This is a genomic window from Bradyrhizobium sp. CCBAU 53351, assembly GCF_015291745.1.
Classification (GTDB): domain Bacteria; phylum Pseudomonadota; class Alphaproteobacteria; order Rhizobiales; family Xanthobacteraceae; genus Bradyrhizobium.
In genome coordinates this window covers 2,318,073-2,344,464 of sequence record NZ_CP030059.1, presented here as the reverse complement: position 1 = coordinate 2,344,464, position 26,392 = coordinate 2,318,073, and the positions used below count along the sequence as shown (strand labels likewise).

General features: G+C 65.3%; 23 protein-coding genes and 1 pseudogene. 11 read left to right on the top strand and 13 right to left on the bottom strand.

Features of this window, described 5'->3' with window-relative positions:
• Positions 1 to 129: 129 nt before the first annotated feature.
• The 4 genes and pseudogenes from XH83_RS11055 to ltnD all read right to left on the bottom strand — a co-directional run.
• Positions 130 to 1,821, bottom strand: coding sequence for a methyl-accepting chemotaxis protein (locus XH83_RS11055; RefSeq protein ID WP_194407024.1), 1,692 nt, complete (start codon positions 1,819 to 1,821; stop codon positions 130 to 132).
• 170 nt (positions 1,822 to 1,991) lie between these two features.
• Positions 1,992 to 3,281, bottom strand: coding sequence for a 3-oxo-tetronate kinase (otnK, locus tag XH83_RS11050; protein ID WP_194407023.1), 1,290 nt, complete (start codon positions 3,279 to 3,281; stop codon positions 1,992 to 1,994).
• On the bottom strand, positions 3,278 to 4,060 hold the full coding sequence (otnI, locus tag XH83_RS11045) for a 2-oxo-tetronate isomerase (RefSeq protein ID WP_194407022.1): 783 nt from the start codon (positions 4,058 to 4,060) through the stop codon (positions 3,278 to 3,280). Before otnI ends, otnK begins: the two co-directional genes overlap by 4 nt.
• 14 nt (positions 4,061 to 4,074) lie before the next feature.
• Positions 4,075 to 5,034: pseudogene (gene ltnD, locus XH83_RS11040) on the bottom strand (L-threonate dehydrogenase); the annotation flags it as partial.
• 65 nt (positions 5,035 to 5,099) lie between these two features.
• On the opposite strand from ltnD, the gene XH83_RS11035 reads away from it, so the two are divergent.
• Complete coding sequence (locus XH83_RS11035; protein WP_194407020.1) at positions 5,100 to 5,786, top strand: aldolase; 687 nt, start codon at positions 5,100 to 5,102, stop codon at positions 5,784 to 5,786.
• Between the two features lie 180 nt (positions 5,787 to 5,966).
• Here the strand turns inward: XH83_RS11035 and XH83_RS11030 are convergent, their stop codons facing one another.
• The 6 genes from XH83_RS11030 to XH83_RS11005 form a co-directional block, all read right to left on the bottom strand.
• Positions 5,967 to 6,671, bottom strand: coding sequence for an ABC transporter ATP-binding protein (locus tag XH83_RS11030; protein ID WP_194407019.1), 705 nt, complete (start codon positions 6,669 to 6,671; stop codon positions 5,967 to 5,969).
• Positions 6,655 to 7,386 carry an ABC transporter ATP-binding protein gene (locus tag XH83_RS11025; RefSeq protein WP_194407018.1) on the bottom strand — a complete coding sequence of 244 codons (732 nt, stop codon included), beginning with the start codon at positions 7,384 to 7,386 and terminating at the stop codon, positions 6,655 to 6,657. The genes XH83_RS11030 and XH83_RS11025 overlap by 17 nt, the downstream gene beginning before the upstream one ends.
• Entirely contained in the window at positions 7,383 to 8,366 is a 984-nt protein-coding gene (locus XH83_RS11020; RefSeq protein ID WP_194407017.1) for a branched-chain amino acid ABC transporter permease, read from the bottom strand. The genes XH83_RS11025 and XH83_RS11020 overlap by 4 nt, the downstream gene beginning before the upstream one ends.
• Positions 8,366 to 9,199, bottom strand: a complete 834-nt coding sequence (locus XH83_RS11015; protein WP_246776496.1) for a branched-chain amino acid ABC transporter permease — start codon at positions 9,197 to 9,199, stop codon at positions 8,366 to 8,368. Before XH83_RS11015 ends, XH83_RS11020 begins: the two co-directional genes overlap by 1 nt.
• A gap of 197 nt (positions 9,200 to 9,396) precedes the next feature.
• Entirely contained in the window at positions 9,397 to 10,641 is a 1,245-nt protein-coding gene (locus tag XH83_RS11010) for an ABC transporter substrate-binding protein (RefSeq protein ID WP_194407015.1), read from the bottom strand.
• An 88-nt stretch (positions 10,642 to 10,729) separates the two neighbouring features.
• Complete coding sequence (locus XH83_RS11005; protein WP_194407014.1) at positions 10,730 to 11,545, bottom strand: putative hydro-lyase; 816 nt, start codon at positions 11,543 to 11,545, stop codon at positions 10,730 to 10,732.
• A gap of 120 nt (positions 11,546 to 11,665) precedes the next feature.
• Here XH83_RS11005 and XH83_RS11000 point away from each other — a divergent pair, with 120 nt between their 5' ends.
• From XH83_RS11000 to XH83_RS10980, 5 genes are all read left to right on the top strand, one after another.
• Entirely contained in the window at positions 11,666 to 12,583 is a 918-nt protein-coding gene (locus XH83_RS11000; RefSeq protein ID WP_194407013.1) for a LysR family transcriptional regulator, read from the top strand.
• A 32-nt stretch (positions 12,584 to 12,615) separates the two neighbouring features.
• Positions 12,616 to 13,866, top strand: coding sequence for a Zn-dependent hydrolase (locus XH83_RS10995; RefSeq protein ID WP_194407012.1), 1,251 nt, complete (start codon positions 12,616 to 12,618; stop codon positions 13,864 to 13,866).
• Between the two features lie 12 nt (positions 13,867 to 13,878).
• Entirely contained in the window at positions 13,879 to 14,790 is a 912-nt protein-coding gene (locus tag XH83_RS10990; RefSeq protein WP_194407011.1) for an NAD(P)-dependent oxidoreductase, read from the top strand.
• An 11-nt stretch (positions 14,791 to 14,801) separates the two neighbouring features.
• Positions 14,802 to 15,875 (top strand): malate/lactate/ureidoglycolate dehydrogenase, encoded by a 1,074-nt coding sequence (locus tag XH83_RS10985; protein ID WP_194407010.1) that lies wholly within the window; start codon positions 14,802 to 14,804, stop codon positions 15,873 to 15,875.
• A gap of 150 nt (positions 15,876 to 16,025) precedes the next feature.
• On the top strand, positions 16,026 to 16,667 hold the full coding sequence (locus XH83_RS10980; RefSeq protein WP_194407009.1) for a suppressor of fused domain protein: 642 nt from the start codon (positions 16,026 to 16,028) through the stop codon (positions 16,665 to 16,667).
• 193 nt (positions 16,668 to 16,860) lie between these two features.
• On the opposite strand, the gene XH83_RS10975 is transcribed toward XH83_RS10980, so the two are convergent.
• Positions 16,861 to 17,934 (bottom strand): tartrate dehydrogenase, encoded by a 1,074-nt coding sequence (locus XH83_RS10975; RefSeq protein ID WP_194407008.1) that lies wholly within the window; start codon positions 17,932 to 17,934, stop codon positions 16,861 to 16,863.
• A 156-nt stretch (positions 17,935 to 18,090) separates the two neighbouring features.
• Between XH83_RS10975 and XH83_RS10970 the strand changes: the two genes are divergently transcribed.
• Together XH83_RS10970 and XH83_RS10965 are read left to right on the top strand one after the other, a co-directional pair.
• Positions 18,091 to 18,867: an SDR family oxidoreductase gene (locus tag XH83_RS10970; RefSeq protein ID WP_194407007.1), complete on the top strand. Its 777-nt coding sequence runs from the start codon at positions 18,091 to 18,093 to the stop codon at positions 18,865 to 18,867.
• Positions 18,868 to 19,010: 143 nt separating this feature from the next.
• On the top strand, positions 19,011 to 20,423 hold the full coding sequence (locus XH83_RS10965; RefSeq protein ID WP_194407006.1) for an amidase: 1,413 nt from the start codon (positions 19,011 to 19,013) through the stop codon (positions 20,421 to 20,423).
• A 190-nt stretch (positions 20,424 to 20,613) separates the two neighbouring features.
• Here the strand turns inward: XH83_RS10965 and XH83_RS10960 are convergent, their stop codons facing one another.
• Together XH83_RS10960 and XH83_RS10955 are read right to left on the bottom strand one after the other, a co-directional pair.
• Complete coding sequence (locus tag XH83_RS10960; RefSeq protein WP_194407005.1) at positions 20,614 to 21,720, bottom strand: amino acid ABC transporter permease; 1,107 nt, start codon at positions 21,718 to 21,720, stop codon at positions 20,614 to 20,616.
• Between the two features lie 2 nt (positions 21,721 to 21,722).
• The gene (locus XH83_RS10955) at positions 21,723 to 22,907 is read right to left on the bottom strand and encodes an amino acid ABC transporter permease (protein ID WP_194407004.1); all 1,185 of its coding nucleotides are present in this window, start codon (positions 22,905 to 22,907) and stop codon (positions 21,723 to 21,725) included.
• An 87-nt stretch (positions 22,908 to 22,994) separates the two neighbouring features.
• Between XH83_RS10955 and XH83_RS10950 the strand changes: the two genes are divergently transcribed.
• Genes XH83_RS10950 through XH83_RS10940 form a run of 3 tightly spaced genes read left to right on the top strand, consistent with a single transcriptional unit; the run spans position 22,995 to position 26,244 of the window.
• Positions 22,995 to 23,867, top strand: coding sequence for a MurR/RpiR family transcriptional regulator (locus XH83_RS10950; RefSeq protein ID WP_194407003.1), 873 nt, complete (start codon positions 22,995 to 22,997; stop codon positions 23,865 to 23,867).
• 3 nt (positions 23,868 to 23,870) lie between these two features.
• On the top strand, positions 23,871 to 25,220 hold the full coding sequence (locus XH83_RS10945; protein WP_194407002.1) for an aspartate aminotransferase family protein: 1,350 nt from the start codon (positions 23,871 to 23,873) through the stop codon (positions 25,218 to 25,220).
• A 10-nt stretch (positions 25,221 to 25,230) separates the two neighbouring features.
• On the top strand, positions 25,231 to 26,244 hold the full coding sequence (locus XH83_RS10940) for an amino acid ABC transporter substrate-binding protein (RefSeq protein ID WP_194407001.1): 1,014 nt from the start codon (positions 25,231 to 25,233) through the stop codon (positions 26,242 to 26,244).
• Positions 26,245 to 26,392: the final 148 nt, after the last annotated feature.

Below are 26,392 nucleotides of genomic sequence, written 5' to 3'. Positions count from 1 at the left end.
CGGAACCCGTAAAGATTTGGAACCGTACGACCCACGTGAAAAATATGTCAGTGCGCGCAGGCTCTCCCCAAAAGCAAAGAGCGGCGCCGAGGGCGCCGCTCTTGCGTCATCCGATACCTGACGGAGGGATCAGGCCGCGCGGACGTTGGTCAGGAACTTGCTGACCTCGTTCTTCAATCGGCCGGAGTCGTTGGACAGCATCTGCGCTGCCGACAGCACCTGCGAGGACGCCGTGCCGGTCTCGGTCGCGCCGCGCTGCACGTCGGTGATGTTGGAGGAGACCTGCTGCGTTCCCTGCGCCGCCTGCTGCACGTTGCGGGCGATCTCCTGCGTCGCCGCGCCCTGCTCTTCCACCGCGGCCGCGATCGCCGAGGAAATCTCGGAGAGGCGCTCGATGGTGGAGGAGATCTCCTTGATGGCGCCAACCGAATCGTTGGTCGCTGCCTGAATGCCGGAGATCTGCTGGCCGATCTCGCCGGTGGCCTTCGCGGTCTGCTCGGCGAGCGCCTTCACCTCGGAGGCCACCACGGCGAAACCGCGACCGGCTTCACCGGCACGCGCGGCTTCGATGGTCGCGTTCAGCGCGAGCAGATTGGTCTGGCCCGCGATGGTGTTGATCAGCTCAACGACGTCGCCGATGCGCGCGGCGGCCTTGGACAGCTCGCTGACGCGCTCGGTGGTGGCGCGCGCCTGGCCGACGGCATCGCCTGCCATCCGTGCCGATTCTTGCACCTGACGGCTGATCTCGCCGACCGACGAGGCCATCTCCTCGGTGGCAGAGGCGACCGACTGCACGTTGGTCGAAGCCTCCTCCGAAGCGCCTGCAACCGTGGTCGCAAGCCGCTGGGAGCGGTCGGCAGTCGAGGTCAGCGTCGAAGCGGAGGCTTCGAGCTGCGTCGAAGCCGACGACACGGTCTGGACGATCTCGCCGATCATGGTTTCGAATTCGCGGGTGATGTTGTCGACGCGGCGGCCGCGCTCGATCTTGGCTTCGGCATCCGCGGCCGCAGCTTCGTCCGCGGCCTTCTTGGCGATCAACGCCTCCTTGAAGATCTGGAGCACGTCGGCCATGGCGCCGATCTCCGTCTTCTCGCCGCGATGCGGGACCTCGGCGGCCAGATCTCCCCGGCCCAGCGCCTGCATCGGCTCGGTGATGGAATTGATGCCGTTCGAGACGTCGCGGACCAGATAGAAGCTGAGGCCGATCCCGATCACCACAGCGGCGCCGAGAATGACCGACACCAGCATGAAAGCGTAGGAATAGTTGTCGGCGGCATCCTGAGCGGCCTGTTCGCCGCCCTTGGTGTTGAGCTCGATGTCCTTGTTCAGGACCTCATCCGCCTGAAGGCCGATCTTGTTGACCGTCTTGGAGTTGAGCTCCTGTGCCTCGCGCGGGATCTTGCCCGCCTCCTTGCGCGACAAGGCCATGACCTCGTCGGTGCCCTTCTTGTAATCGTCCCAGAGTTTCGACCACTGGCCGTAGAGCGCGCGCTCTTCCGGGGAGCTGATCATGGCTTCATACTTGCTGCGCGTCTTGGCGAGCGCCTCGGTCACCGTGCCAGCGGTCTTCTCCACCACGAGCTTGTCTTCCAGGGCCTCGGCCAGCATGTGCTGGCGAACCACGTTGCGGTATGTGATGACCGCGGCTCGCAGGTCGCCGATCACCCTGACGCTCGGCATCCAGTTCGTGGTGATATCGACGGTACTGGCATTCATCGACCGCATCTTCGACACGGCGAGCAGGCCCATGCCGGTCATCGCGAGCAGCAGGAACGCCACGACGCTGATGATCTTGGCGCGAATGGAAAGCTTGGCAAACATAATCGGGTCTCGTTGTGCTGGCGCGGCGGCGCGTGCGGAGGTCTTACGAATCAACCAAAAGGAGCAGCGCCGACATCCAACACCAGAGCACCTGAGCAGACGTTAACTACGACTCCGTACGAGTACGGAAGCCAGAAAGAAATGAATGGGCAGCTAAGAACGCCCTGCGCTCAGCGCATGAGCCCAAGCGCGTCGGAGAAGAACGCGGGGCCGCCGAAATTGCCGGATTTCAGGGCAAGCAGCATCTCGCCTGCAGCCGCACCGACCGTGCGCAACACGGGGACCCCCGCCGCAATTTCTACCCCCACGAGAAATCCGGGGATCTTCAACCGATCGACCACGGCGCCGGACGTCTCGCCGCCGGCAACGACGAGGCGCCTGACGCCGGCCTGCACCAGCCCTTCGGCGATATCGGCCATGGCCTGCTCTATGGCGTGGCCGGCGGCGTCGCGGCCGTGGCGCGCCTGGACGGCGGTAACGGCCTCCGGCGTCGCGCTCGAAGCAATCAGAACGGGACCTTCCGCCAGAAGTGGCCGAGCCCAGGCGAGCGCGCGCTGCGCTTCGCCTTGGCCTGAGACAATCTGCTCGGGATCGAGGTGCAACACCGGCATGACACGTTCGGCATTGGCGATCTGCTGAAGCGTCGCCTGCGAGCAGCTTCCGGCAAGACAGGCGGCCGGTCCGCCGACCGCTGCACCGGCGTCGCTGCTCGCAGCGGTCGATTTGACCTTGCCCGTCGAGACCAGCGCGCGCGCAAGCCCGAGGCCCATGCCGGAGGCACCGACCGACAAGCGATGTTCACCGGCCACGAGGCCGATGGTCTCGAGGTCGCGGTCGAACACGGCGTCGATGATCGCAGCGCCGATCCCCTTGCCGGCGAGCTCGGTCAGTCGCGCCCGCACGGCATCGGCGCCGCGCGTGACGGTCGCGAGGTCGACGAGACCGATCCGCGTCCTGCTCTGACGCGCGAGCACGCGCACCAGGTTGGAATCGTGCATCGGGTTGAGCGGATGGTCCTTCAGCGGGCTCTCGTTGAGCGGCACGGCGCCGACGAAGAGGTTGCCCTGGTAGACGGTGCGACCGGTCTCCGGAAAGGCCGGCGTCACCAGCACGATCGCCTCGCCGCACTCGGCGCAGAGCGCGTCCATGACAGGGCCGATATTGCCGGCGTCGGTGGAATCAAAGGTCGAGCAGATCTTGAACAGCACATGGCTTGCGCCACGGCTGCGCAGCCATGTCTCCGCCGCGCGCGAACGCGACACGGCAAGGCCCGCCTCGATCGAGCGGCTCTTCAGCGACACCACGACGGCATCGACCTCGGGCAGTGCTAGATCGTCCGCGGGCACGCCGATGGTCTGCACGGTGCGCAGGCCCGCGCGCGTCAACGTGTTGGCGAGATCGGACGCGCCGGTGTAGTCGTCGGCGATGCAGCCAAGAGCAATGTTCGCTGCAAGTGTCACGGCTTCACTCCAGCGTAGGGCTTGAACCAGGCAAGGCCGTCGGCGGTCTTGCCGCGCGGATTGTACTCGCAGCCGACGAAGCCGGTATAGCCGAGGCGGTCGAGCTCTTCGAACAGGAACGGATAGTTGAGTTCCTCGCCGTCGGGCTCGTTGCGCGAAGGGATGCTGGCGATCTGGATGTGACCGATGATCGGCATCATCTCGCGCAACCGCATGGTGACGTCGCCATGGATGATCTGGCAATGATAGATGTCGAACTGGAGCTTGAGGTTCGCAAGCCTCAGCTCCTGGATCAGGTCGCGCGCGAAGCCGAAATCGTTGAGGAAGTAGCCGGGCACGTTGCGCGCGTTGATCGGCTCGATCACGACGTCGATGCCGTGGGGTGCGAAGAACTCCGCGGCCCATGCCACCGATTTGTAGAAGGCCTCGATCGCGACGCGCTCGCCGCGGTTGGCGATGCCGGCCATCAGGTGCAGGCGCTTCACGCCGGTCGCCCTGGCGTAAGGCAGCGCCGTCTCGAGGCTCGCCTTGAGATCGTTGAACCGCGCCGGCAACGCCGCAAAGCCCTTCTCGCCGGCATTCCAGTCGCCTGGCGGCAGATTGAACAGCGCCTGGGTCAGGCCGTTGCGCTTGAGCCGCTCGCCGACCGCCTCGGCGGGATGATCGTACGGAAAGAGAAACTCGACCGCGGTGAAGCCGGCTGAAGCGGCGGCATCGAAGCGATCGAGGAACGGCACCTCGGTGAACATCATCGAGAGATTGGCGGCAAAACGCGGCATGGAAGTCCTCTTGCTTACTTGTCGCCGGGCAGCTTCACGCCGGTGACCTGCGCATACATTCGCGCCACCGACGCGTCGTCGTCGCGGCCCATGCCGGCGGCTGATGTCATCAGGAACATCTGGAGCGCGGCGGCGGAAACCGGCACGGGGAATCGGGCGCTGCGCGCCATGTCCTGGATGATTCCGAGATCCTTGACGAAGATCTCGACGGCGCTACGCGGCGTGTAATCGCCGTCCAGCACGTGCGGCATGCGGTTCTCGAACATCCATGAATTGCCGGCGGACGCGGTGATCACCTCGTAGACCTTGCGGATATCGAGGCCCTGCTTGGCGGCAAACGCCATCGCCTCCGACGCGGCGGCGATATGCACGCCGGCGAGCAGCTGGTTGATCATCTTGAAGGCGGCGCCCTGCCCTGCGGCATCGCCGAGCTCGTAGAGCTTGGCGGCCATGGCATCGAGCGCCGCCCGCGCCTTTGCAAACGCGGCGGCACTGCCGGAGGCCAAGATCGTCAGCTCGCCTTGCGCAGCACGCTGCGCGCCGCCTGAGATCGGCGCATCGAGATAATGCCGGCCGGTCGCCTCGAGCTGCTTGGCGAGACGTCGCGCCACATCGGGATCCATGGTGGCGGAGGAGACGAACACGCTGCCCTTCGGCATGGTCTCGGCGGCGCCATCCTTGCCGAACAGGATCGTCTCGGTCTGCGCGGCATTGACGACGACACTGACGACGATATCGACGCCCTTGGCGGCATCTGCCGGCGTGCTGGCACCCGCACCGCCATCCTTGACGAAACGCGCCACGGCGTCAGCCGAAACGTCGCAACCGGTGACCGCGTGGCCGGCGCGCTTCAGCGAGGTCGCCATGCCGTACCCCATCGAGCCGAGCCCGATGACGGCGATGCGCTGATTTTGAGACGTGGAGGCGGACATATGCAACTGACCCTTGCGAACGTTTCCTGGACGGCCGGCCTTTGCGGCGGGCTCGACGAACCGATAACACGGCTTGGTCGCGCTGCCAAAGCGTGAGACAAAGGGGCATGACGGCCATGAGGACTGAAAGCAGCAACGAGACCCGGCTGCGCGAGGACATCTGCCGCTTCGGACGGTCCCTGTTCGAGCGCGGGCTGACGCCGGGCTCCTCCGGCAATATCAGCGTCAGGCTGGACGGCGGCGGCTGGCTGGTGACGCCGACCAACGCCTCGCTCGGCTTCCTCGATCCGGCAAAGCTGTCGCGGCTGGACGAAACCGGCCGGCTGCTCTCGGGCGATGCGCCGACCAAGGAAGTTCCGCTGCACACCGCGCTTTACGACACACGCGGCAGCGCGAAGGCGATCGTGCATCTGCACTCCACCCATTCGGTCGCGCTGTCGATGCTGCCCGAGATCGACCCGCGCGCCGCGCTGCCGCCGATGACGGCCTATTATTTGATGAAATGCGGCGCCACCGCGCTCGTGCCGTATTATCGGCCCGGCGATCCCGCAGTGGCCGATGCGATTAAGGGATTGGCGGGAAACTACTCATCGGTGCTGCTCGCCAATCACGGCCCGGTGGTTGCCGGTGACACGCTGGAAGCGGCGGTGTTCGCGACCGAGGAGCTGGAGGAGACCGCGAAGCTGTATCTGCTGCTGCGCGGGATGAACCCGCGGTATTTGTCGCCGGAGCAGGTGGCGGATCTGGTGAAGGTGTTCGGAGTAACGCTGCCGGAGCATGGGCACGGGCATTAGGGCCGTGTTTCCATAAGCGCACCAGCGCGGCCTCACCCACCGCTGTCATTCCCCGCGCAGGCGGGGAATCCAGTACGCTGCGGCTTATCCGTATCTCGTTGGCGTCTCGGATTACTGGATCGCCCGCCTTCGCGGGCGATGACACCGGGTATGCGGGGACGTTCGCCCCACACGTCGTACCTACAGCCCCAGATACGCCTTGCGCACATCCGGATTGCCCTTGATCTCCGCGGCCGGGCCCTGCATCAGCACACGGCCGGTTTGCAGGATGTAGGCGCGGTCGGCGATCTCCAGGCACTCGGCCATGCGCTGCTCGACGATCAGCACGGTCATGCCGGCGTCGCGGATGCGCAGCACCGCCTGGAAGATCTCGTCGACCAGTTTCGGCATGATGCCTTGCGAGGGCTCGTCCAGCATCAGAAGCCGCGGACGCGTCATCAGCGCGCGGCCGATGGCGAGCATCTGCTGCTCACCGCCGGAGAGCGTTTCGGCGCGCTGATCGAGGCGCTCGGCGAGGCGCGGGAACAGCTGGAAGACGAGATCGAGCGGTCCCTCGCGGTCGGCTTCGCCGCGATAGAGATAGCTGCCGAGGCGCAGATTGTCGCGCACAGACAGGCGCGGAAACAGGCGGCGGTTCTCCGGCACATAGGCGATGCCGGCCGCCGTGATGTGGTGCTGCGCCATGCCGTTGAGCGGCCTGCCGTCGAATGTCACGTTGCCCGAGCGCGGACGCTCGGCACCGGCGATGGATTTCAGCAGCGTCGACTTGCCCGCGCCGTTGGCACCGGCGACGCAGACGATCTCGCCCTTCTGGACCTCGATCGAGACCGCGGAGATCGCGACCAGACCCTGATAGGCGGTCGTGACTTCACGCACCGACAGCATGACGATCTCCCAGATATGCCTTGATCACCTTGGGATCGCGGACGACATCGTTTGGCTTGCCCTCGACCAGCACCTTGCCGAGGTCGAGCACGATGGCGCGGTCGACCAGCGGCATCACGATCTCCATGACGTGCTCGACCATCAGCACGGTGATGCCGGCATCGCGCACCTTGCGCACCAGCGCGACGCCGGTCTGCGCCTCGGTCGGCGTGAGGCCGGTGAGGACTTCGTCGAGCAGCAGCAGTTTCGGCTCGGTCGCGAGCGCACGGGCGACTTCGAGGCGGCGCTTTTCGGCCGGCACGAGGTCGCTGGCCAGCACGTCGGCGCGCGCGGCAAGGCCGGTGAACTCCAGCACCTCGTGCGCCTTGCGACGCGCTTCGCGCATCACGGTGTTGCGGACGAGCGCACCGACGATGACGTTGTCGATGACCGTCATGGTCTCGAAGCTCTTGACCACCTGGAAGGTGCGCCCGACGCCGCGCTGGCAGCGCTGGGCCGCCGGCATGCGGGTGACGTCCTCGCCGTCGAACAGGATCGAGCCTTGCGTCGGCGGCAGCACGCCCGCGATGAGATTGAACAGCGTCGACTTGCCGGCGCCGTTGGGGCCGATCAGGCCGACGATCTCACCGCGGCCGACGGAGATCGAGACGTCGCTGTTGGCGACGAGGCCGCCAAAGCGTTGCCAGACCCCGCGGGTTTCGAGAAGCGGCGTCATCGTGCGGCTCCCGTCTTCTTCGGGCGTGAAAACAGGCTCAGCAGGCCTCGTGGCAGGGCCAGCGAGATCAGGACGATCAGCGTGCCGTAGACGATGAGGTCGACACCGCGCCCCGAGCCGCCGAACTTGAAGCGCGTCAGCTCCGTCAGCGGGATCAGAATGGCGGCCCCTAACACCGGTCCCCACAGGGTGCCGATGCCGCCGAGCACGGCGGGCAGCGCCATCAGCAGCGAGAACTGGAAGCCCATGACGCTCTCAGGGTCGATGTAGGAGACGAACTGCGCGTAGAAGCTGCCACCGACGGCGACCAGGAAGGCGGAGACCGCGGCCGCGCCCATCTTGGAGTTGAACACGTCGACACCGAGGCTCTCGGCCGCGTCCGGATTGTCCTTCACCGCGCGCCACCAGAAGCCCCATTTGGAGTCTTCCAGCCACCAGGTGACGAACCAGGCGAGGCAGCACAGCGCCAGCGCGAAATAGAAGTATGGCAGCTTGGTGCGCAGGAACTGGAATTTCAGCCAGCTGTCGCCGCGGATCGGAATGGTGATGCCCATCGCGGCGCCCGCCCATTCCCAATTGTGGAACAGCAGCAGGCCGATCTCGGCGATGACGATGGTGGCGATCACGAAGTAATGGCCACGCAGGCGGAAGAAGGGATAACCGAGCCCCATCGCGATCAGCGCCGACACCACGCCGCCGGCCAGCATGCCGAACCAGGGCAGCACGCCGAACTTGGTGAACAGCAGCTCGGTGGTGTAGGCCCCGAGGCCGAAATACAGCGCGTGGCCGAGCGAGATCTGCCCGCAATAGCCGGACAGGATGTTCCAGCTCTGCGACAGTCCCGCATACATCAGCGTCAGGATCAGGATGTTCTGGACGACGACGTCCTTCACGAACAAGGGCGCCGCTGCGGCAATCGCGGCGAGCACCGCGGCGATGATCAGGTCGCGGCGGCGCCGCGCTGCAAATTCCTTGTCCATCAGATCGATCCGAACAGGCCGCGCGGCCGGATGAAGACGACCAGCAGATAAACCGCGTAGATGCCGACCGATTTCAGCGACGGCGGGAGCACCAGGGCGGTGGTGGCTTCGACGAGACCGACGATGATGCCGCCGGCGAAGGCGCCGAACACGCTGCCGAAGCCGCCGAGCGCCACCGTGACATAGGCGATCAGGGCAAAGGACGCGCCGACGTCGGGATAGATGTAGAAGAAGCTCGCCATGATCGCGCCGGCGAGGCCGACCAGCGCGGCACCAAGGCCCCAGCCGAACGCGAACACGCGGTTCTTGTCGATGCCGACCAGCGCGACCGCACCGGGATCCTCGCGGGTGGCTTCCAGCGCACGGCCGAAATCAGTGCGGTGGATGAAGAAATAGAGACCGGCGAAGGCGAGGATCGAGACCAGCGCGCCGACCAGCTGCGGCTCCGGCAGGAAGATGCCGGCAATCGAGATGGTCTTTCCGCCGAGCCAGGACTGCGGAATACTGCGATAGTCCGGCGTGAAGAAGAACTGCGCGAGGCCGCGCATGACGATGGCCAGGCCGAAGGTGGTGAAGATCTGCACCATGCCGGCGTTGGCCTTGGCCCGCATGGCGAAGCGTACAATCAAGAGATAGATCACCGCCCCGAACACGAAGAGTGCCGCGGCGACCAATGGCGCCGACAGCAAGGGGTCGATGGCGAAGAACGCGAACAGGAAGAAGGACAGGTACATCGCGATCATCAGGAACTCGCCATGGGCGAAGTTCGTGACGTCCATCAGGCCGAAGATCAGCGCGAGGCCGACCGCGATCAGTCCGTAGAGCAGGCCCATGAGCAGGCCGCTCGCGAGACTCTGGATAATGGCTTGGGCTGTCAAAAGTCTGTCCCCCGAAATAGATCTTCATCCTGAGGAGCGCGCACAAGCGCGCGTCTCGAAGGATGGCCCAGCCCCCGTCCTTCGAGACGCGGGCTACGCCCGCTCCTCAGGATGAGGGCGGGAGCTACGTCTGAGCTCCCGCTTTCCCAATCTTACTTCATCGGCCAGATCGCCTCGGCGATCGCGGCCTGCGGCGGGAAGATGGTGACGAACTTGCCGCCGACATATTGCAGCAGCACCGGATCGGCGTCGTTGTTCTGGCCCATCTCGTCGAACTTGACCCGCTTCCAGGGCATGATGGTCTGCTCGCCCGGGATGTCGGTCGCCGCCAGCGCATCGCGGATTTTCTCGCCGTCGGTCGACTTGGCGCGGCTGATGGCGTCGGCGAGGATGATCAGGCCCATGAACTGGCGCGAGGTCAGGTCGTTGAAGTCCTTGCCCGAGCGCGTCTTGAACATCTCGTTGATCTTGCCGACCATCGGGCGCTTCTGCGCGAGGTCGAGCGAGAAGGTGCCGCGCGAAATCACGCCTTCGAGCTTGTCGCCGACGGCATCGTAGAGCGCCTTCTCGGAGAAGCCGGCATCCTGCGCCACGATCGCGTTCGGCTTGTAGCCGAGCTCGGCCATAGTCTTGACCAGGAGGATGCCGTCGGTGGTGTAGCTCGAGGGCATCAGCACGTCGGCGTTGGCAGACTTGAGCTGCTGCACCTCGGCCGAGAGCGAGGGCGAGTTGGCGCGATACTTGATGTCGGTGACGATCTTGTAGCCGCGCTCGCCGGCGATCTTGGTCTGGGCATTGCCGGAATCGGTGCCGAAGATGGTGTCCTCGTGGAACAGCGAGAGCGTCTCGATCTTGGTGCCCTTCTTCTTCATGGCGTCGAAGAAGTCGAACATGGCGGCCGAGTACATCTCGTCATGCGGCGCGGCGCGGAAATAGTACTTCAGGCCGCGGCGATGCAGGCTCGGCGAGGAATTGTCGGCGGACACGAACGGGACCTGATAGCGCTCGCAGATCTGGCTGACGGTGACGGCGACGGCGCTCTGATAGGTGCCGATGATGGCGCAGACCTTCTCCTGCGTGATCAGGCGCTCGGCCTCGGCGCGGCCCTTCTGCGGATCGGCCTGGTGATCGGCGAAGACGAGGCGGATCTTCGCGCCGCCGAGGCCCGGCAAGCCCTCGCCCTTGGCCAGCGGCAGATCGAAATCGGTGTTCTTGTTGATGACTTCGAGCGCGGTCTCATAGGCCTTCTGCGCGTCGACGCCCTGCTGTGCGCTGCCGCCGGAGAACGGATAGATCACACCGATCACGACTTCCGGGGTCTGCGCGCGCGCTGCCAGCGGCACGAGAGCGGCAGTGGCGGTGGCTCCCAACAACACGTCGCGGCGAGTGATCGTCATGGCAAAGTCCCCTGTACTGAATTTCGGTTGATCGAATGAAGCGATTGATGGATGCGGTAAAGCCCGAAGAAGCAGCAAACGCTGCCCACTAAATCACGGCCATGGTCCTGTTCTTGAGATCCGTCACCAGCATCAGGCCGGGCGAATGCGTGATCGCGAACGGAAGCTTCGCGGCGTTGATGACCGATTGCGGCGTCACGCCGCAGGCCCAGAACACCGGGATCTCGTCCTCGGCGACCGGCACGGGATCGCCGTAGTCGGGCTTGGCGATATCCTTGATGCCGATCAGATGCGGGTGGCCGAGATGCACGGGCGCGCCGTGCACGGCGGGATAGCGCGAGGTGATCTGCACCGCACGGATCGCGTCCGCCGGCTTGAACGGCCGCATCGACACCACCATGGGGCCGGCGAACGGACCGGCCTCGCCGCAGGCGATGTTGGTGCGGTACATCGGCACGCGCACGTTCTCTTCGATGTGGCGGATCGGCATGCCCTCGTCGAGCAACGCCTCTTCGAACGAGAACGAGCAGCCGAGCACGAAGGTGACGAGATCATCGCGCCAATGCTTGGTCACGTCGGTCGGCTCGTCGACGACTTCGCCGTCGCGCCAGACGCGGTAGCGCGGCACGTCGGTGCGAATGTCGAGATCGGCGCCGAGCGCGGGAATGTGGGGGCTGCCGACATCGGACATGCCGATGATCGGGCACGGTTTCGGATTGAGCTGGCAGAAGCGGTGGAAGGCGCTGGCATATTCCGCCGGCAGGATCGCCAGATTGCCCTGGACGAAGCCGGGAGCGACGCCGGCGGTGGAAGCGACCAGTCCCTGACGATAGGCAAGCCGCGCCTTGCGGCTCGGGAGCGTGTCGGGCGTTTCAGTTTGCTGCGCTGCCACCAAAACAGTCATGAGATCGACCTGCCTATAAACTCGACAAAGACAAGCCAACACCAAGCGTGCTATAAAGTCTAATCGTCGTTTCTAATCAATCTCGATAAATCTGATTTATCGACTGGGAAAATCCTTCCAATGCTGGACTTCAGGTCGATCGAGACGTTCCTCTGGGTTGTGAAGCTCGGCAGCTTCCGGGGCGCCGCCCAGCGGCTCAACACGACCCAGCCGGCGATCTCCCAGCGCATCGCCCAGCTCGAGCGCGAGATGGGCGTGAAGCTGCTCAACCGCGATCATCGCGTGGCCTCGCCGACGCCGAGCGGCCGCCAGATGATGGTCTATGCGGAGAAGCTGATCGGCCTGCGCGCCCAGATGATGGCGGAGATCGGCGATCGGTCGGCGATGCGCGGCGTGATGCGGCTCGGCGTCGCCGAGACCATCGTGCACACTTGGCTGCCGCGCCTCGTGAAGAGCGTGAACCAGGTCTATCCGAACCTGTCGCTGGAGATCGAAGTCGACATCACGCCAAACCTCACCGCGCGCCTGCTCGCGCAGGAGATCGAGCTTGCGTTCGTCGTCGGGCCGCTGTCCGCCTCCGGCGTGCATAACCGCGTGCTCGCCGATTATCCGATCGGCTTTCTCGCAAGCCCTTCGCTCGGCCTCGGCAAGGGCCCGGTGACGCCGGCGGATCTCGCGCGATTTCCGATCATCACCTTCCCGCGCAAGACCAAGCCTTACGAGGTCGTGCGCGAGGTGTTCGACCGGCCGGACCTGCCGCCGATCCGCCTGCACGCGTCGGCTTCACTGGCCACCGTCATCCACATGGCGGTCGAGGGGCTGGGCGTTGCCGTCATCCCCGACGCCATCGTCGAGAACGAGCTTGCCGACGGGCGGCTGCAGCTGCTCGACACCGATCTTGCCATCGCGCCGCTGACCTTCACCGCGAGCTGGCTTGCCTCGCCCGACGTCGTCGCCGTAGAGCGCGTCGCCGAGCTTGCACGGCAAATTGCGCAGAGCAGCCTCGCGGTTGACGCGCCCGCGCTGGCGGGTCATTGAAAAAGGCGCCGGACAATCGAGAGACCGAACGCATGAGCCGAGCCGTCACCAATTTGCAAATCGATTCTGCCCGCCTCTGGGGCTCCATCCACGAGACCGCGCAATTCGGCGCGACGGCCAAGGGCGGCGTGCGGCGGCTGACACTGAGTGCCGAAGACAAGCAGGTGCGCGACTGGTTCCGCAAAGCCTGCGAGGAAGCCGGGCTCGAGGTGCACACCGATGCGCTCGGCTCACAATTCGGCCTGCGCAAGGGACGCGACATGTCGAAGCCGCCCGTCGGCATCGGCTCGCATCTCGACACCCAGCCGACCGGCGGCAAGTATGACGGCATCCTGGGCACGCTCGGCGCGCTCGAAGTCATCCGCACGCTGAACGATGCCGGCATCGAGACCGAGGCGCCGATCTGCGTCGTCAACTGGACCAACGAGGAAGGCTCGCGCTTCGCGCCGGCGATGATGGCCTCCGCAGCCTATGTCGGCGACTTCACCACCGACGACATTTTGTCGCGCAAGGATATCGACGGCACGACCGTCGGCCAGGCGCTCGACAGCATCGGCTATCGCGGCGACAAGCCGGTGGGCTTCCAGAAGCTCGGCTGCTTCGTCGAACTGCACATCGAGCAGGGCCCGATCCTAGAGGCCGAAGGCAAGACCATCGGCGTGGTCGATTCCGGCCAGGGCGTCTTGTGGTATGACGGCAAGATTTCCGGCTTCGAGAGCCATGCCGGTTCGACCCCGATGCCGCTACGACGCGATGCGCTGGCGACGCTGTCGGAGATCGTGCTGGCGATGGAGGCGATCGCGAAGAAGCATGGGCCCAAGGCGGTCGGCACCATCGGCGAGGCCGTGATCGCCAATCCCTCGCGCAACGTCATTCCCGGCGAGATCGCCTTCACCGTGGATTGCCGCAGCGCGGATGGGGCGATCATGGACGCGCTCGACCGCGATCTGCGCGCGGCGATTGCCGAGATCTCCGCGCGTCGCAAGGTCGAGGTGAAGCTCGATCTGGTCTGGCGCAAGCCCCCGACGCATTTCGATCCCAAGCTCATTGCAGCGGTCGAGAGCGCGGCGAAGACGCTCGGTTACTCCTCGCGCCGTATCACCTCGGGCGCCGGCCACGACGCGTGCAACCTCAACACCAAAATGCCGGCGGCGATGGTGTTCGTGCCCTGCAAGGACGGTATCAGCCACAACGAGCTGGAAGACGCCACGCAGGCCGACTGCGCCGCAGGAACCAACGTCCTCATGCATACCGCGCTGGCGATCGCCGGCGTCGCGTCCTGACCGGAGAGAGCCATGCGCGGAGTTTTCGTCGACGCCAACGAAGCCCTCGCCGTGATCATGGAGCGGCTGGAAAAGCCCGGTGATCCCAAGGTGCGGATCCACCGGAATCCCGACATCAAGCCGGAGCAATATCCGGAAGTTCTCGACGGCGCCGAAATCGCGATCGTCGACCACACCGCACTGCCGACCGAGGTCGCCAAGAAGTGCGCGGGGCTCAAGCACGTCGTGTTCCTCGGAACCGGCGCACGCAGCTACATGAATCCGGAAGAACTTAGCGAGCTCGGCATCTCCGTGCATCTGATCAAGGGATACGGCGACACCGCAGTCGCCGAATCCGCGATCGCGCTGATGTGGGCGTCGGCCCGGGTCATCGCGAAGATGGATCGCGAGATGCGCGTCGGCAACTGGCTGCGCGAGGACGGCATGCAGCTCACCGGCAAGACGCTCGGGCTGATCGGCTTTGGCGGCATCGCAGCTGAAGTGGCGCGCATTGCGTCCGGCAGCGGCATGAAGGTGATCGCCTGGAACCGCTCGCCGAAGAGCTATCCGGGCGTCGAGTTCACCGATCTCGACACCTTGCTGGCGCGGAGCGACGTGGTGTCGCTGCATCTGCTGCTCAACGACGAGACACGCGGCATGATCACGCGCGAGAAGATCGCTCAAATGAAACCGGGCGTCATCTTCGTCAACACCGCGCGCGCCGCGATCGTCGACGAAGCCGCGATGATCGACGCGCTGAAGTCCGGCCACATCCGCCATGCCGGCCTCGATGTCTTCAACACCGAGCCCCTGCCCGGCGATCATCCGCTGACGAAGATTCCAAACGTGACGCTGTCGGCACATTCGGCATTCCGGACGCCGGAGGCCAGCGAGAACCTGATTGGCGCGGCGTGGGAGCACTGCCGCCGGATCGTGAAGGGATAAGAGCAACGACAATGGCCGACTATCGCATCATCAAGGCTGAGCCGCTCACCAAGGCCATCCGTGCCATCGTCAAGGCCGGCGGCTCCTCGGACCGCGAGGCCGAGCTCGTGTCCAGCAACCTCGTCGAGGCCAATCTGAAGGGACACGATTCCCACGGCGTCGGCATGATCCCGCGCTACGTCCAGAGCGTCACCAATGGCGGCCTCGCCGTGAACGCGCATGTCAAGATCGTGCTCGACACCGGTCCGCTGCTCACCCTCGACGGCCTCACCGGCTACGGCCAGGTGATCGGCCATGAGGCGATGGAGCTTGCGGCCGAGCGCGCCAAGCAGAACGGCGTGTGCCTGGTCGGCCTCTCCAACTCGCACCACATCGGCCGCATCGGCCATTGGGCCGAGCAGTGCATCGACCACGGCCTGATCTCGATCCACTTCGTCAACGTGATCTCGCGGCCGATCGTGGCGCCCTGGGGTGGCAGCGATCCGCGCCACGGCACCAACCCGTTCTGCGTCGGCATCCCGCGACGGGGCAAGGACCCGATCGTGCTCGACTTCGCCACCAGCAGAATCGCGCAAGGCAAGACCCGTGTCGCCCACAACAAGGGCGTCGCGCTGGAGCCCGGCACCATCATCGACAATGAAGGCAAGCCCACGGTCAATCCGCGCTACACCGTGATCCCGCCCTACGGCGCCATCCTTCCGTTCGGCGAGCACAAGGGTTCGGGCCTTGCGCTGGTGTGCGAAATCCTCGGCGGCGCGCTCTCCGGCGGGCAAGTCGTCAAGGGGCCGTCCGACGGCAAGTACAACGTCCTCAACGGCATGCTCTCGATCGTCATCGATCCCGCCAAGCTCGGCACCGGCGAGAACCTCGCGCGTGAAGTCGAGAGCTTCGTGGCCTGGCACACCGGCTCACTGCCCGCTTCCGGCGTCGACAAGGTCAAGATCGCCGGCGAGCCCGAGCGCGAGACCAAGACAAAGCGCCTCGCCGAAGGCATTCCGGTCGATCCGACCACCTGGCAGGAGATCCTGGAGGCCGGGAAGAAATTCGGGTTGGATCAGGCGGCGATCGAGAAGATCGTGAGCTAGTCGCGCGACATCGCTCGGCATGAGCCGGGGCTCCTGGACAATTGCGCAAGGAAATCTGGACTAGGGCGAAGCTTGCGGAGCGGAGATGAACCGGCCCCCATTGTGTTGCGACAACGGGGATATCCCGGCCCATATCCGCTCGAGGTTCACATGCTCTCCCGTCTCGCAAAGCTCATGTCCGGCTCCAGCGAGCCCTCTCCCGCAATCGACCTCTACCGGCATCGGCTCGACGTCTATGAAAGCGAGCTAGGCGAGCCCGAGCACAGCTTCACGCACGACGCCGAACGTCGCATCGACATCCATGCGTTTGGCCGTGATTTCGTTCCTGAATGCCGGGAAGGCTCCGACGAAGGCTATGTCCTCTTGACCAACGGCATGAGCCAGCAGCGGATGCACGGCGTGCAGGGCGACGCGAAGCCGCGCGCCGAGCTGATGTGGTATGTCCGCGAGCCGACACCGGATGTCCGCGACAATCTGCGCTGGCTGGCCAATCTGCCGTTCGTCGACACGACCTGGTTCGGGTTCGGTCACCGCATCGCGTTGCCGTGGCCACCGGTTGCAGGAACGGACTTTCAGACTTTTCTGTTCCTCACGCCGATCATCGGCACCGACAAGCAGATCGCCGAAGCGCTGGAAATCGCGGGCGATCCGGTCGAGATTTTGACCGTGAACCTGATCTCGGATCGGGAGCTGGCGTTGATCAGGGCCGGCGGGCTCAATGAGTTTCTCGACCTGCTCGACGACAACGATTATCCGCCGATCTTCGATCCGGCGCGGACGTCGTATGTGTAGCACGAGCCAAACGCACGGCTGTCCTACCCTTCTCCCCCTGTGGAAGAAGGTAGCGCGAAGCGCCGGATGAGGGGTTCTCTCCGCACGTAATCCTGCGACGGATGATCGGTGTTCGCGGAGACAGACCCCTCACCCGTCTCGCCGCTGCGCGGCGAGCCACCCTCTCCCACAAGGGGAGAGGGGAAGCCCCGCCTCAATCCACCATATCCGCAACCGCCTTGCCGCAGGCCGTGGTGTCGGCGTTGCCGCCGAGGTCCTTGGTCCGCAGCGTACGCTCCGCCAGCGTACGCTCGATCGCCTCGACGATCGAACGGCCGGCTTCCTTTTGGCCGAGATGCTCCAGCATCATCGCCCCCGACCAGATCATGCCGATCGGATTGGCAATGCCCTGTCCCGCAATGTCGGGCGCCGAGCCGTGCACCGGCTCGAACACCGAGGGGAAGTCGCCTTCGGGATTGATGTTGCCTGACGGCGCGATGCCGATCGTGCCGGTGCAGGCCGGGCCGAGGTCGGACAGGATGTCGCCGAACAGGTTGGAGCCGACCACGACGTCGAACCAATCGGGATGCAGCACGAAGTTCGCGGTCAGGATGTCGATGTGGTACTTGTCCCACTTCACGCCGGGAAACTTCTTCGCCATCGCCTCCACGCGCTCGTCCCAATAGGGCATGGTGATGGAGATGCCGTTCGACTTCGTCGCGGAAGTCAGGTGTTTCTTCGGCCGCGACTGCGCGAGCTCGAAGGCGAATTTCAGGATGCGGTCGACACCGGTGCGGGTCATCACCGTCTGCTGCGTCACGAACTCGCGGTCGGTGTCGGGGAACATGCGGCCGCCGACGGAGGAATATTCGCCTTCGGTGTTCTCGCGCACCACCCAGAAATCGATGTCACCGGGCTTGCGGCCCGCCAGCGGCGACGGCACGCCGGGCATCAGCCGCACCGGGCGCAAATTCACATATTGGTCGAACTCCCTGCGAAACTTGATCAGCGAGCCCCAGAGGGAGACGTGGTCCGGAATCTTGGCCGGCCAGCCGACCGCGCCGAAATAGATCGCGTCGTGCTTGCCGATCTTCTCCTTCCAGTCATCCGGCATCATCTGGCCGTGCTTCTCGTAATAGTCCCAGGACGAGAAATCGAAATGGTCGAAATGCAGGGCGATGCCGTGCTTCTTCGCCGCCGCCTCCATGACGCGCAGGCCCTCGGGCATGACTTCCTTGCCGATGCCGTCGCCGGGAATGACCGCGATCCGGTATTGTTTCTTGCTCATCGAGAACGTCCCTTTTTGGTCAGGCAGCCGCCGCCTTTTTGACCGCACTGCAATGGACCAAACGCGGCGGCAGTGCAACGCTGCACTGCAATGTTGACCGTGGCGCGGCCGAGCGCCTACTGGTTTGATCCAGTTCCAATTCCGAGAGTACCCCCAATGGATCTGCATCTGCGTGGCAAGCGCGTCCTGATCACGGGCGCGTCGAAGGGCATCGGCGCTGCCGCGGCCGAGGCATTTGCCGAGGAGGGCGCGCATCTCCTGCTCGCCGCCCGCAGCGGCGATCAGCTCAAGGCGCTGGCCGAGCGCTTACGCTCGGCGCATCAAATCGACGCCGCGACAAGCATCGTCGATCTGCGCAAGGCGGAGGACGTGGCACGGCTGGCGAAAGAAGCCGCCGACATCGACGTGCTCGTCAACAATGCCGGCGACATTCCCGGCGGCTCGATCGACAAGATCGACGAAGCGACCTGGCGCCACGCCTGGGAATTGAAGGTGTTCGGCTATATCAACCTCACGCGGCAGATCTACGCGCAGATGAAGGCCAAAGGCGGTGGCGTCATCGTCAACGACATCGGGGCCGCCGGCGAGAAGTTCGACGCCAATTACATCTGCGGCAGCGCCGGCAATGCCGCGCTGATGGCCTTCACCCGCGCGCTCGGCGGCAAAAGCCTCGCCGACAACATCCGCGTGGTCGGCATCAATCCGGGCCCCGTCGGCACCGATCGTCACGTCACGCTGCTGAAGACGCGGGCCAAGCACCAGTTCGGCGACGAGAGCCGCTACAAGGAATTCCAGAAGAGTCTGCCGCTCGGCCGCCCTGCGCATGCGCGCGAGATCGGCGACCTCATGGCGTTCCTGGCCTCGGACCGCGCGGGCTATACGTCGGGTGTGATCTACACCGTGGACGGCGGCATCAGCGCAGGCTGGGGTTAGCTGCCTCGTCCTTTTTGACACCGTCGTTCCGGGGCGATGCAAAGCATCGAACTACAGTGCACAATTGTGCACCAGAGGACCTCGAGATTCCGGGTTCGCCCTCCGGGCGTCCCGGAATGACAATCTAGGTAGGAGTAAAATAATTGTCTCAAGACCTGATCCAACAAACCGCCTGCGCCGTCGTCGAGAAGCTGCGCTCCGGCGACGTCTCACCGCTCGAACTGCTGGATGTGGTGGAGAAGCGCGTCAAGGAGGTCGACGGCAAGGTCAATGCGCTGCCGACGCTCTGCTTCGATCGCGCGCGGGACAGCGCCAAGGCCTTGATGCGCAAACCCGCCGGCGCGCGGGGGCTGCTCGCGGGCCTGCCGGTGCCGATCAAGGATCTGACCGACGTTGCGGGCGTCCTGAACACGCAGGGCTCGCCGATCTTCAAGGACAACATTCCAGCCAAGTCCGACCTGATGGTCGAGAACCTCGAGGCCAACGGCGCGCTCGTCTACGCCAAGTCCAACACGCCGGAGTTCGGCGCCGGCGCCAACACCTTCAACGAGGTGTTCGGCGCGACGCTCAATCCCTGGGATATGACGAAGTCCGCGGCCGGCTCCTCCGGCGGCGCCGCGGTGGCGCTGGCCACCGGCATGGCCTGGCTCGCGCAGGGCTCGGACATGGGCGGATCCTTGCGCAGCCCGGCAGCCTTCTGCGGCATCGTCGGCATGCGGCCGAGCATCGGCCGCGTCGCGCATACGCCGAAAGTGGCGATCGATCGCAATCTCGGCGTGCAGGGCCCGATGGCACGCAATGTCGAGGATCTCGCGCTGCTGCTCGATGCCATGAGCGGCGATTATGCCGACGATCCGCTGTCGCTGCCGGCGCCGGCGACCTCGTTCCTGACATCCGCGCGGTCCGGCAAGAAGGCGAAGCGCATCGCCTATTCGGCTGACCTCGGCATCACCCCTGTCGATCCCGAGGTGAAGGCGATCACGCGGAAGGCTGCGGAACGCTTTGCCGAGGCCGGTGTCATCGTCGAGGAAGCGCATCCGGACTGGCGCGAGGCGCATGAGTGCTTCCACGTGCTGCGCGCCTTCGATTTCGCGATCAGCAAGGCGGAGCTGCTGCGCACCAAGCGCGACCTGCTCAAGCCCGAGGTGATCTGGAACATCGAGGAAGGCCTCAAGCTCACCGTGGAGCAGCTCGCGCGCGCCGAGGCCCAGCGCGTTGGCATGACCGCGCGGGCGGTCGAGTTCTTCAAGACCTATGATCTGCTGCTGACACCCACCACGATCGTGCCGCCCTTCCCGATCGAGCACCGCTACGTCGCCGAATGTGCCGGCAAGAGATTCGAGAACTACGTCGAGTGGCTCGGCATCGTCTACGCCATCACGCTGGCCTGCTGCCCCTCGCTATCGCTGCCCTGCGGCTTCACGGCCTCGGGCCTGCCGGTCGGCGTGCAGGTGGTCGGAGCGCCCAGGGGCGACGCGGAGGTGCTCGCGGGCGCCAAGGTGCTTGAGGATATTTTGGGCCTGCGCGGAACGATGCCGATCGATCCGAAGGGTTAAGACGTAACGCTTCTTTGCACGACAAACTCCCCAGTACCCTCTCCCCTTGCGGGAGAGGGTGGCTCGCCGCAAAGCGGCGAGACGGGTGAGGGGTTCTCTCCACAAGGGACTCTCTCACCGCCTGAATACGGCGACAGAACCCCTCATCCGGCGCTTCGCGCCACCTTCTCCCACAAGGGGAGAAGGAAGATCATCTCCTGCTCGCGCCCTCCAGGCCGCGGCTGTACCGCGACATCGCAAAGCAAAAGACAAAATAGATCGCGGCGACGAAGATGTAGACCTCGACCGAGAACTGCTGCCAGGCCGGATCGATGATCGCGGTCTTCGCCGTCGTCAGCAGGTCGAAGATGCCGATGATGAGGACGAGGCTGGTGTCCTTGAAGAAGGCGATGAAGGTGTTGACCAGCGGCGGGATGACGTGGCGGATCGCCTGGGGCAGGATGATCAGCCGGTTCTTGCGCCAGTAGGACAGCCCGAGCGCATCGGCCGCCTCGTATTGTCCGCGCGGCACGGCCTGGAGGCCGCCGCGGATCACCTCGGCGAGATAAGCGCCCGCGAACAGGATGATGGCGATCTGCGCGCGCAGCAGCTTGTCGATGTTGAACCCGCTTGGCATGAACAGCGGGAACATCACGCTCGCCATGAACAACAGGCTGACCAGCGGCACGCCGCGGATCAGCTCGACATAGAGCACGCTGAGCGAGCGGATCGCCGGCAGCTTCGAGCGCCGGCCGAGCGCGACGAGGATGCCGAGCGGAAAGCCGAATGCGAGCCCAAAGGTCGCGAGGATCAGCGTGACCGGCAATCCGCCCCAGCGGTCCTGCGAGACGAAGGAGAGCCCGAGCACCCCGCCCCACATCAGCACGCTGATCAGCGCCAATACGCCGATCCAGAGATAGACCAATTCGCGCCGCCACAGGGCGCGACGGCTCGAGAGATAGAACAGCGCGATGAACAGCAGCACCGATAGCGCCGGCCGCCACTGCTCGTCGAACGGATAGGTGCCGAACAGGATGAAGCGGTACTTTTCGGGAATGATGGCCCAGCAGGCACCGACGCCGCGCACCGCGCGGCAGGCGCTGGAATCGTTCGCGGGCGTCAGCCACACGGCGTTCGCAACACCCCACTGCACGAAGCTGAAAACGCCCTTGGCAAGAATCGCCAGCAGCACGATCGATAAGATACCGTTCGGGACCGACGAGAACAGATTGGCGCGCAGCCAGCGCAGCACGGGATTTCCAATCTGCGGACGGCGGGCGCGGCGCGGCGCATCGGGGATATCGACGATCACCGTCATGATCAGCGCTCCACCAGCGCAATGCGCGCATTGTACCAGTTCATGAAGAAGCTGATGGAAAGGCTGATGGTCAGGAACACTGCCATGATCAGCGCGATCGCCTCGATCGCCTGGCCGGTCTGGTTCAGCGTGGTGTTGGCGATCGAGACCACGTCCTGATAGCCGATCGCGACCGCGAGCGAGGAATTCTTGGTCAGGTTGAGATACTGGCTCGTCATCGGCGGCACGATGACGCGGAGCGCCTGCGGCAAAATGATCTGCCGCAGCATGAAGCTGCGGCGCAGGCCGAGCGCGTTGGCGGCGTCCCATTGCCCGCGCGGCACGGACTGGATGCCACTGCGGACGATCTCGGCAATGAAGGCCGAGGTGTAGGTCACGAGCGCGATCAGCAGCGCGAAATATTCCGGAGCGAGCGTCAACCCGCCGACGAAATTGAAGCCGCGCAATTGGGGCCACTCGATCGTCCAGGGCACGCCAAGCACCAACGAGACAGCCGCCGGCGGCACGATGATGAGGCCGAGCGCAACCGGCCAGGCCGGGCGCGGCTTGCCGTCGCGCATCTGCTGCGCGATCAGCCGCCTCCTGACGAGATAGAACACGGCAGCTCCGAGCACGGCGGCGCCGAGCACCCAAAACTGCAGCGGGCCAATCGGAATGGCCGGCAGGATCAGGCCGCGATTGGACAGGAACACGCCCTCGATCGGCCGCCATGCCGCACGTGCGGCCGGCAGCGCCTGCATCAGCACGTACCAGAACAGCAGCTGGAGCAGCAGCGGGATATCGCGGAGCGTTTCGACATAAACGGCGGCCAGCCGCGACAGCAGCCAGTTGGCCGATAGCCGGGAGATACCGATCAGCGTGCCGAGGACGGTCGCGAGCACGATCCCGATGACGGCAACGCGCAGCGTGTTGCCGACACCGACGACGAAGGCCCAGAGATAGGTGTCTCTCGGATTATAGGCCAGCAAACTATCGGCAATGGGCATGCCGGCCTCGCGGCCGAGGAAGGCAAAGCCGGTCGTGATGCGGCGAGCCGAGAGGTTGGTGACGGTGTTGGACCAGAGGAAGCCGATCACCGCGAGCGCGATCCCGACCACCAGCACCTGCCAGAACAGGCCTTGCAGCTCGCGGCGTCCCCATGCGCCGTACAGGCGGCGCGGCGGCGGTCTTCGAGCATCGGTGGTCACAGCGCAAAAATCCTTCTCGACAGGGACGATTTCCGGCAGCGCACGTCAACTGTTGCACTGATATAAAATTCATGCAACAAATGTTTCATGGCCGAGCCCGCGAAATCCTCGCCGTTGAGCGAACTGCGCATTGCATTGCCATCGCTCCCGATGCGGCTGCAGGAGGTCGGTCGCTTCGTCGCCGCCAACGATTACGACGCCACCACCCGTTCGATGCGCGACCTCGCGGCGGAAGCCGGCGCCGATCCCGCCGCGTTCACGCGCCTCGCCAAGGCGATCGGCTATTCGGGCTGGGACGAATTGCGCGCGGCGCTGACCGAGGCGCGGCGGCCGTCGCAGGCCTCGCCGTTCTCCGGCCGCGCCAGAGGCCGCAGGCCTGGCCCGAACGCCGATGTTGCGCTCGTCACCGAGAAGCTCGAGGCGGAGGCCGCCGGCCTGCCACGGATCCCGGCCCAGCCCATTGCGGAAGCTGCCCGCGCGCTGCACGAGGCCAAGCGCATCTGGATCGCTGGCTATCGCAGCTGCCGCAGCGTTGCAGAGCTCTTGAACTACGAGCTGCGGCTGTTCCGCCCGGAGCAGGTGCAGCTCGTTGGCGTCTCGGGCCCCGACGATCTCGACCTCGGTGCGTTCAGGCCCGGCGAGGCCGTCATCGTCATCGGCTTCCTGCCCTATACCCATGCGAGCGTCGGTGTCGCCCAGGCCGCCTATCGCAGCGGCGCAACGCTGATCGCGATTGCGGACAGCCTCTCGGCGCCGATGGCCGAGGGCGCCGACCACGTGCTGCTGTTCGAGGCGGCCTCCTCTCCCGGCTTCTTCCCCAGCCTCACCGGCGCGATCGCGATCGCGCAGTCGCTTGCGGCGGTCACATTCTCGCTCGGCGGTGTCGCCGCGAAGAAGCGACTGGAAAATACCGAGGCGCGTCTCACTGCTGCCGCCACCTACGTCTCGGAGAAAGGTTGATCCATGAGCACTCGCACCAGCCGCGTGCTGCACCGTTCGCTCCGCGAGACGCCGCCCAAGGCGATCGGCGGCGAAGGCGTCTATCTCTTCGCCGAGGACGGACGGCGCGTGATCGACGCCTCCGGCGGCGCGGCGGTCTCATGCCTCGGCCACCAGCATCCCCGCGTGATCGCGGCGATGGCCAAGCAGGCCTCGACGCTGGCCTATGCCCACACCGCCTTCTTCTCGTCCGAGCCCGCCGAAGCCCTCGCCGAGGCGCTGGTCGGACACGAGCCCGGCGGTCTCGCCTATGCCTATTTCGTCAGCGGCGGATCCGAGGCGATCGAAGCGAGCATCAAGCTGGCGCGACAATATTTCATCGAGCGCCGCGAGCCACAGCGGCAGCATTTCATCGCACGGCGACAGAGCTACCACGGCAACACGCTCGGCGCGCTCGCCGCCGGCGGCAATGCCTGGCGCCGCGCGCCCTACGCACCCCTGCTCTCCGGAGCCTTCAGCCACGTGACACCGGCCTTCGCCTATCACGAGAAGCACGACGTCGAATCGGATGCGCAGTTCGTGGCGCGGCTGGCGGCCGAGCTGGAAGCCGAGTTCCAGCGGCTTGGCCCTGAGACCGTGGCGGCGTTCCTGGCCGAGCCGGTGGTCGGCGCCACCGCCGGCGCCGTGGCGGCACCAGACAGCTATTTCAGGGCCGTGCGCGAGATCTGCGACCGCCACGGCGCGCTGCTCATCCTCGACGAGGTCATGTGCGGCATGGGCCGTACCGGCACCACGCACGCCTGGGAGCAGGAAGGCATCGCGCCCGATATCCAGGCGATCGCAAAGGGGCTCGGCGGCGGCTACCAGCCGATCGGGGCCATGCTCGCCAGCGGCAAGCTCATCGACACCATCCGCGCAGGCTCAGGCGCTTTTCAGCACGGCCACACCTATCTCGCACATCCCCTCGCCTGCGCGGCCGCACTCGCAGTGCAGGATGTGATCCGCGAGGATCGCCTGCTCGACTGCGTCAGGGAGCGCGGCAAGCAACTCGAGCAGCGGCTGACCGAGCGCTTTGGCAATCACCGCCATGTCGGCGATATCAGGGGCCGCGGCCTGTTTTGGGCGATCGAGCTGGTCGCTGATCGCGCCAGCCGCACCCCGTTCGACCCCGCGCTCAAGCTTAATCAGAAGATCAAGGCGGAAGCATTCGCTGGTGGGCTCGGCTGCTATCCGGGCGGCGGCACCGTGGACGGCGTGCGCGGCGACCACGTGTTGCTGGCGCCGCCCTATATCGCCTCCGCCGACGAGATCGACCTGATCGTCGACAAGCTCGGCACGGCCGTCGACAAAGTGTTGCGTAGTGTCAATCACTGAGGGGAGTAGCATGATGAGGAAAGTGGTTATCGCGGCGGGCGTGCTCGCTGCATCGACAATTGTCGCATCCGCCGCAACGTTGGACACGGTGAAGAGCCGCGGCACGCTGGTGTGCGGCGTCAGCGCCGGCTTTGCCGGCTTCTCCGCGCCGGACTCGCAAGGTGATTACCGGGGTCTCGACGTCGATTATTGCCGCGCGCTCGCAGCCGGCGTGCTCGGCGATGCCAGCAAGGTGCGCTACGTTTCGCTGACCGCGCAGAACCGCTTCACCGCCCTGCAATCGGGCGAGATCGACGTGCTCTACCGCAACTCGACGCAGACGTACTTGCGCGGCGTCACGCTCGGCCTGCGCCAGGGACCGATCAACTTCTACGATGGCCAGGGTTTTGTCGTGAAGAAGGACCTCGGCGTCAAGGAGATCAAGGACCTCAAGGGCGCCACCGTTTGCGTCGCTCAGGGCACCACGCACGAAGTCACGCTCGGCGATTACGGCCGTGCCAACGGCATCGACTGGAAGCCGCTGGTGTTCGACCGCGTCGACACCATGTATCAGACCTTCTTCGGCGGCCGCTGCGATGCGATGACCCAGGACGCCTCCGCGCTGGCCGGCGCCGTGACCACCGCGGCACCGAACCCTGCCGACTACGTCGTGCTGCCGCAGACCATCAGCAAGGAGCCGCTCGGCCCCTTCACCCGCAACGGCGACGAGGTCTGGAGCGACATCATCACCTGGCTGCATTACGGCCTGATCGAGGCCGAAGAGCTCGGCGTCACCCAAGGCAATGTCGAGGAGATGACGAAGTCGCAGACGCCCGCGATCCAGCGTCTGTTAGGTGCCTCCGGCGATCTCGGCTCCCGGCTCGGGCTCGACAACAAATGGCTGGTCACCGCGATCAAGGCCACCGGCAATTACGGCGAGATCTACGAGCGGAATGTCGGCAAGGCGAGCCCGCTCAAGCTCGACCGCGGCCTCAACGGCCTCTGGAGCAAGGGCGGCTTGATGTACGCGGTGCCGTTCAAGTAATTGTCTCCCGTGTCCCGGACGCGCTGCAGCGTGCAACGCTGCTGCGCAGAGCCGGGACCCAGGAAGCCACGACTTTTAACGCCAAAAAGGATGGGCCCCGGCTCTGCAGCGCAATACTTCGCATTGCGCAGAGCCGGGGCACAAGATC

What these genes read in the sequence shown, in the direction of transcription:
- XH83_RS11010 (WP_194407015.1), bottom strand. Translation starts at nt 10,641, where the DNA reads ATGACGATCACTCGCCGCGACGTGTTGTTGGGAGCCACCGCCACTGCC.
- XH83_RS10945 (WP_194407002.1), top strand. Translation starts at nt 23,871, where the DNA reads ATGAGCACTCGCACCAGCCGCGTGCTGCACCGTTCGCTCCGCGAGACG.
- XH83_RS11055 (WP_194407024.1), bottom strand. Translation starts at nt 1,821, where the DNA reads ATGTTTGCCAAGCTTTCCATTCGCGCCAAGATCATCAGCGTCGTGGCG.
- XH83_RS10995 (WP_194407012.1), top strand. Translation starts at nt 12,616, where the DNA reads ATGAGCCGAGCCGTCACCAATTTGCAAATCGATTCTGCCCGCCTCTGG.
- XH83_RS11035 (WP_194407020.1), top strand. Translation starts at nt 5,100, where the DNA reads ATGACGGCCATGAGGACTGAAAGCAGCAACGAGACCCGGCTGCGCGAG.
- XH83_RS11015 (WP_246776496.1), bottom strand. Translation starts at nt 9,199, where the DNA reads ATGGGCCTGCTCTACGGACTGATCGCGGTCGGCCTCGCGCTGATCTTC.
- XH83_RS11020 (WP_194407017.1), bottom strand. Translation starts at nt 8,366, where the DNA reads ATGGACAAGGAATTTGCAGCGCGGCGCCGCCGCGACCTGATCATCGCC.
- XH83_RS11000 (WP_194407013.1), top strand. Translation starts at nt 11,666, where the DNA reads ATGCTGGACTTCAGGTCGATCGAGACGTTCCTCTGGGTTGTGAAGCTC.
- XH83_RS11030 (WP_194407019.1), bottom strand. Translation starts at nt 6,671, where the DNA reads ATGCTGTCGGTGCGTGAAGTCACGACCGCCTATCAGGGTCTGGTCGCG.
- XH83_RS10975 (WP_194407008.1), bottom strand. Translation starts at nt 17,934, where the DNA reads ATGAGCAAGAAACAATACCGGATCGCGGTCATTCCCGGCGACGGCATC.
- XH83_RS11005 (WP_194407014.1), bottom strand. Translation starts at nt 11,545, where the DNA reads ATGACTGTTTTGGTGGCAGCGCAGCAAACTGAAACGCCCGACACGCTC.
- otnI (WP_194407022.1), bottom strand. Translation starts at nt 4,060, where the DNA reads ATGCCGCGTTTTGCCGCCAATCTCTCGATGATGTTCACCGAGGTGCCG.
- XH83_RS10980 (WP_194407009.1), top strand. Translation starts at nt 16,026, where the DNA reads ATGCTCTCCCGTCTCGCAAAGCTCATGTCCGGCTCCAGCGAGCCCTCT.
- XH83_RS10940 (WP_194407001.1), top strand. Translation starts at nt 25,231, where the DNA reads ATGATGAGGAAAGTGGTTATCGCGGCGGGCGTGCTCGCTGCATCGACA.
- XH83_RS10970 (WP_194407007.1), top strand. Translation starts at nt 18,091, where the DNA reads ATGGATCTGCATCTGCGTGGCAAGCGCGTCCTGATCACGGGCGCGTCG.
- XH83_RS10985 (WP_194407010.1), top strand. Translation starts at nt 14,802, where the DNA reads ATGGCCGACTATCGCATCATCAAGGCTGAGCCGCTCACCAAGGCCATC.
- XH83_RS10990 (WP_194407011.1), top strand. Translation starts at nt 13,879, where the DNA reads ATGCGCGGAGTTTTCGTCGACGCCAACGAAGCCCTCGCCGTGATCATG.
- XH83_RS10950 (WP_194407003.1), top strand. Translation starts at nt 22,995, where the DNA reads ATGGCCGAGCCCGCGAAATCCTCGCCGTTGAGCGAACTGCGCATTGCA.
- XH83_RS10960 (WP_194407005.1), bottom strand. Translation starts at nt 21,720, where the DNA reads ATGACGGTGATCGTCGATATCCCCGATGCGCCGCGCCGCGCCCGCCGT.
- XH83_RS11025 (WP_194407018.1), bottom strand. Translation starts at nt 7,386, where the DNA reads ATGACGCCGCTTCTCGAAACCCGCGGGGTCTGGCAACGCTTTGGCGGC.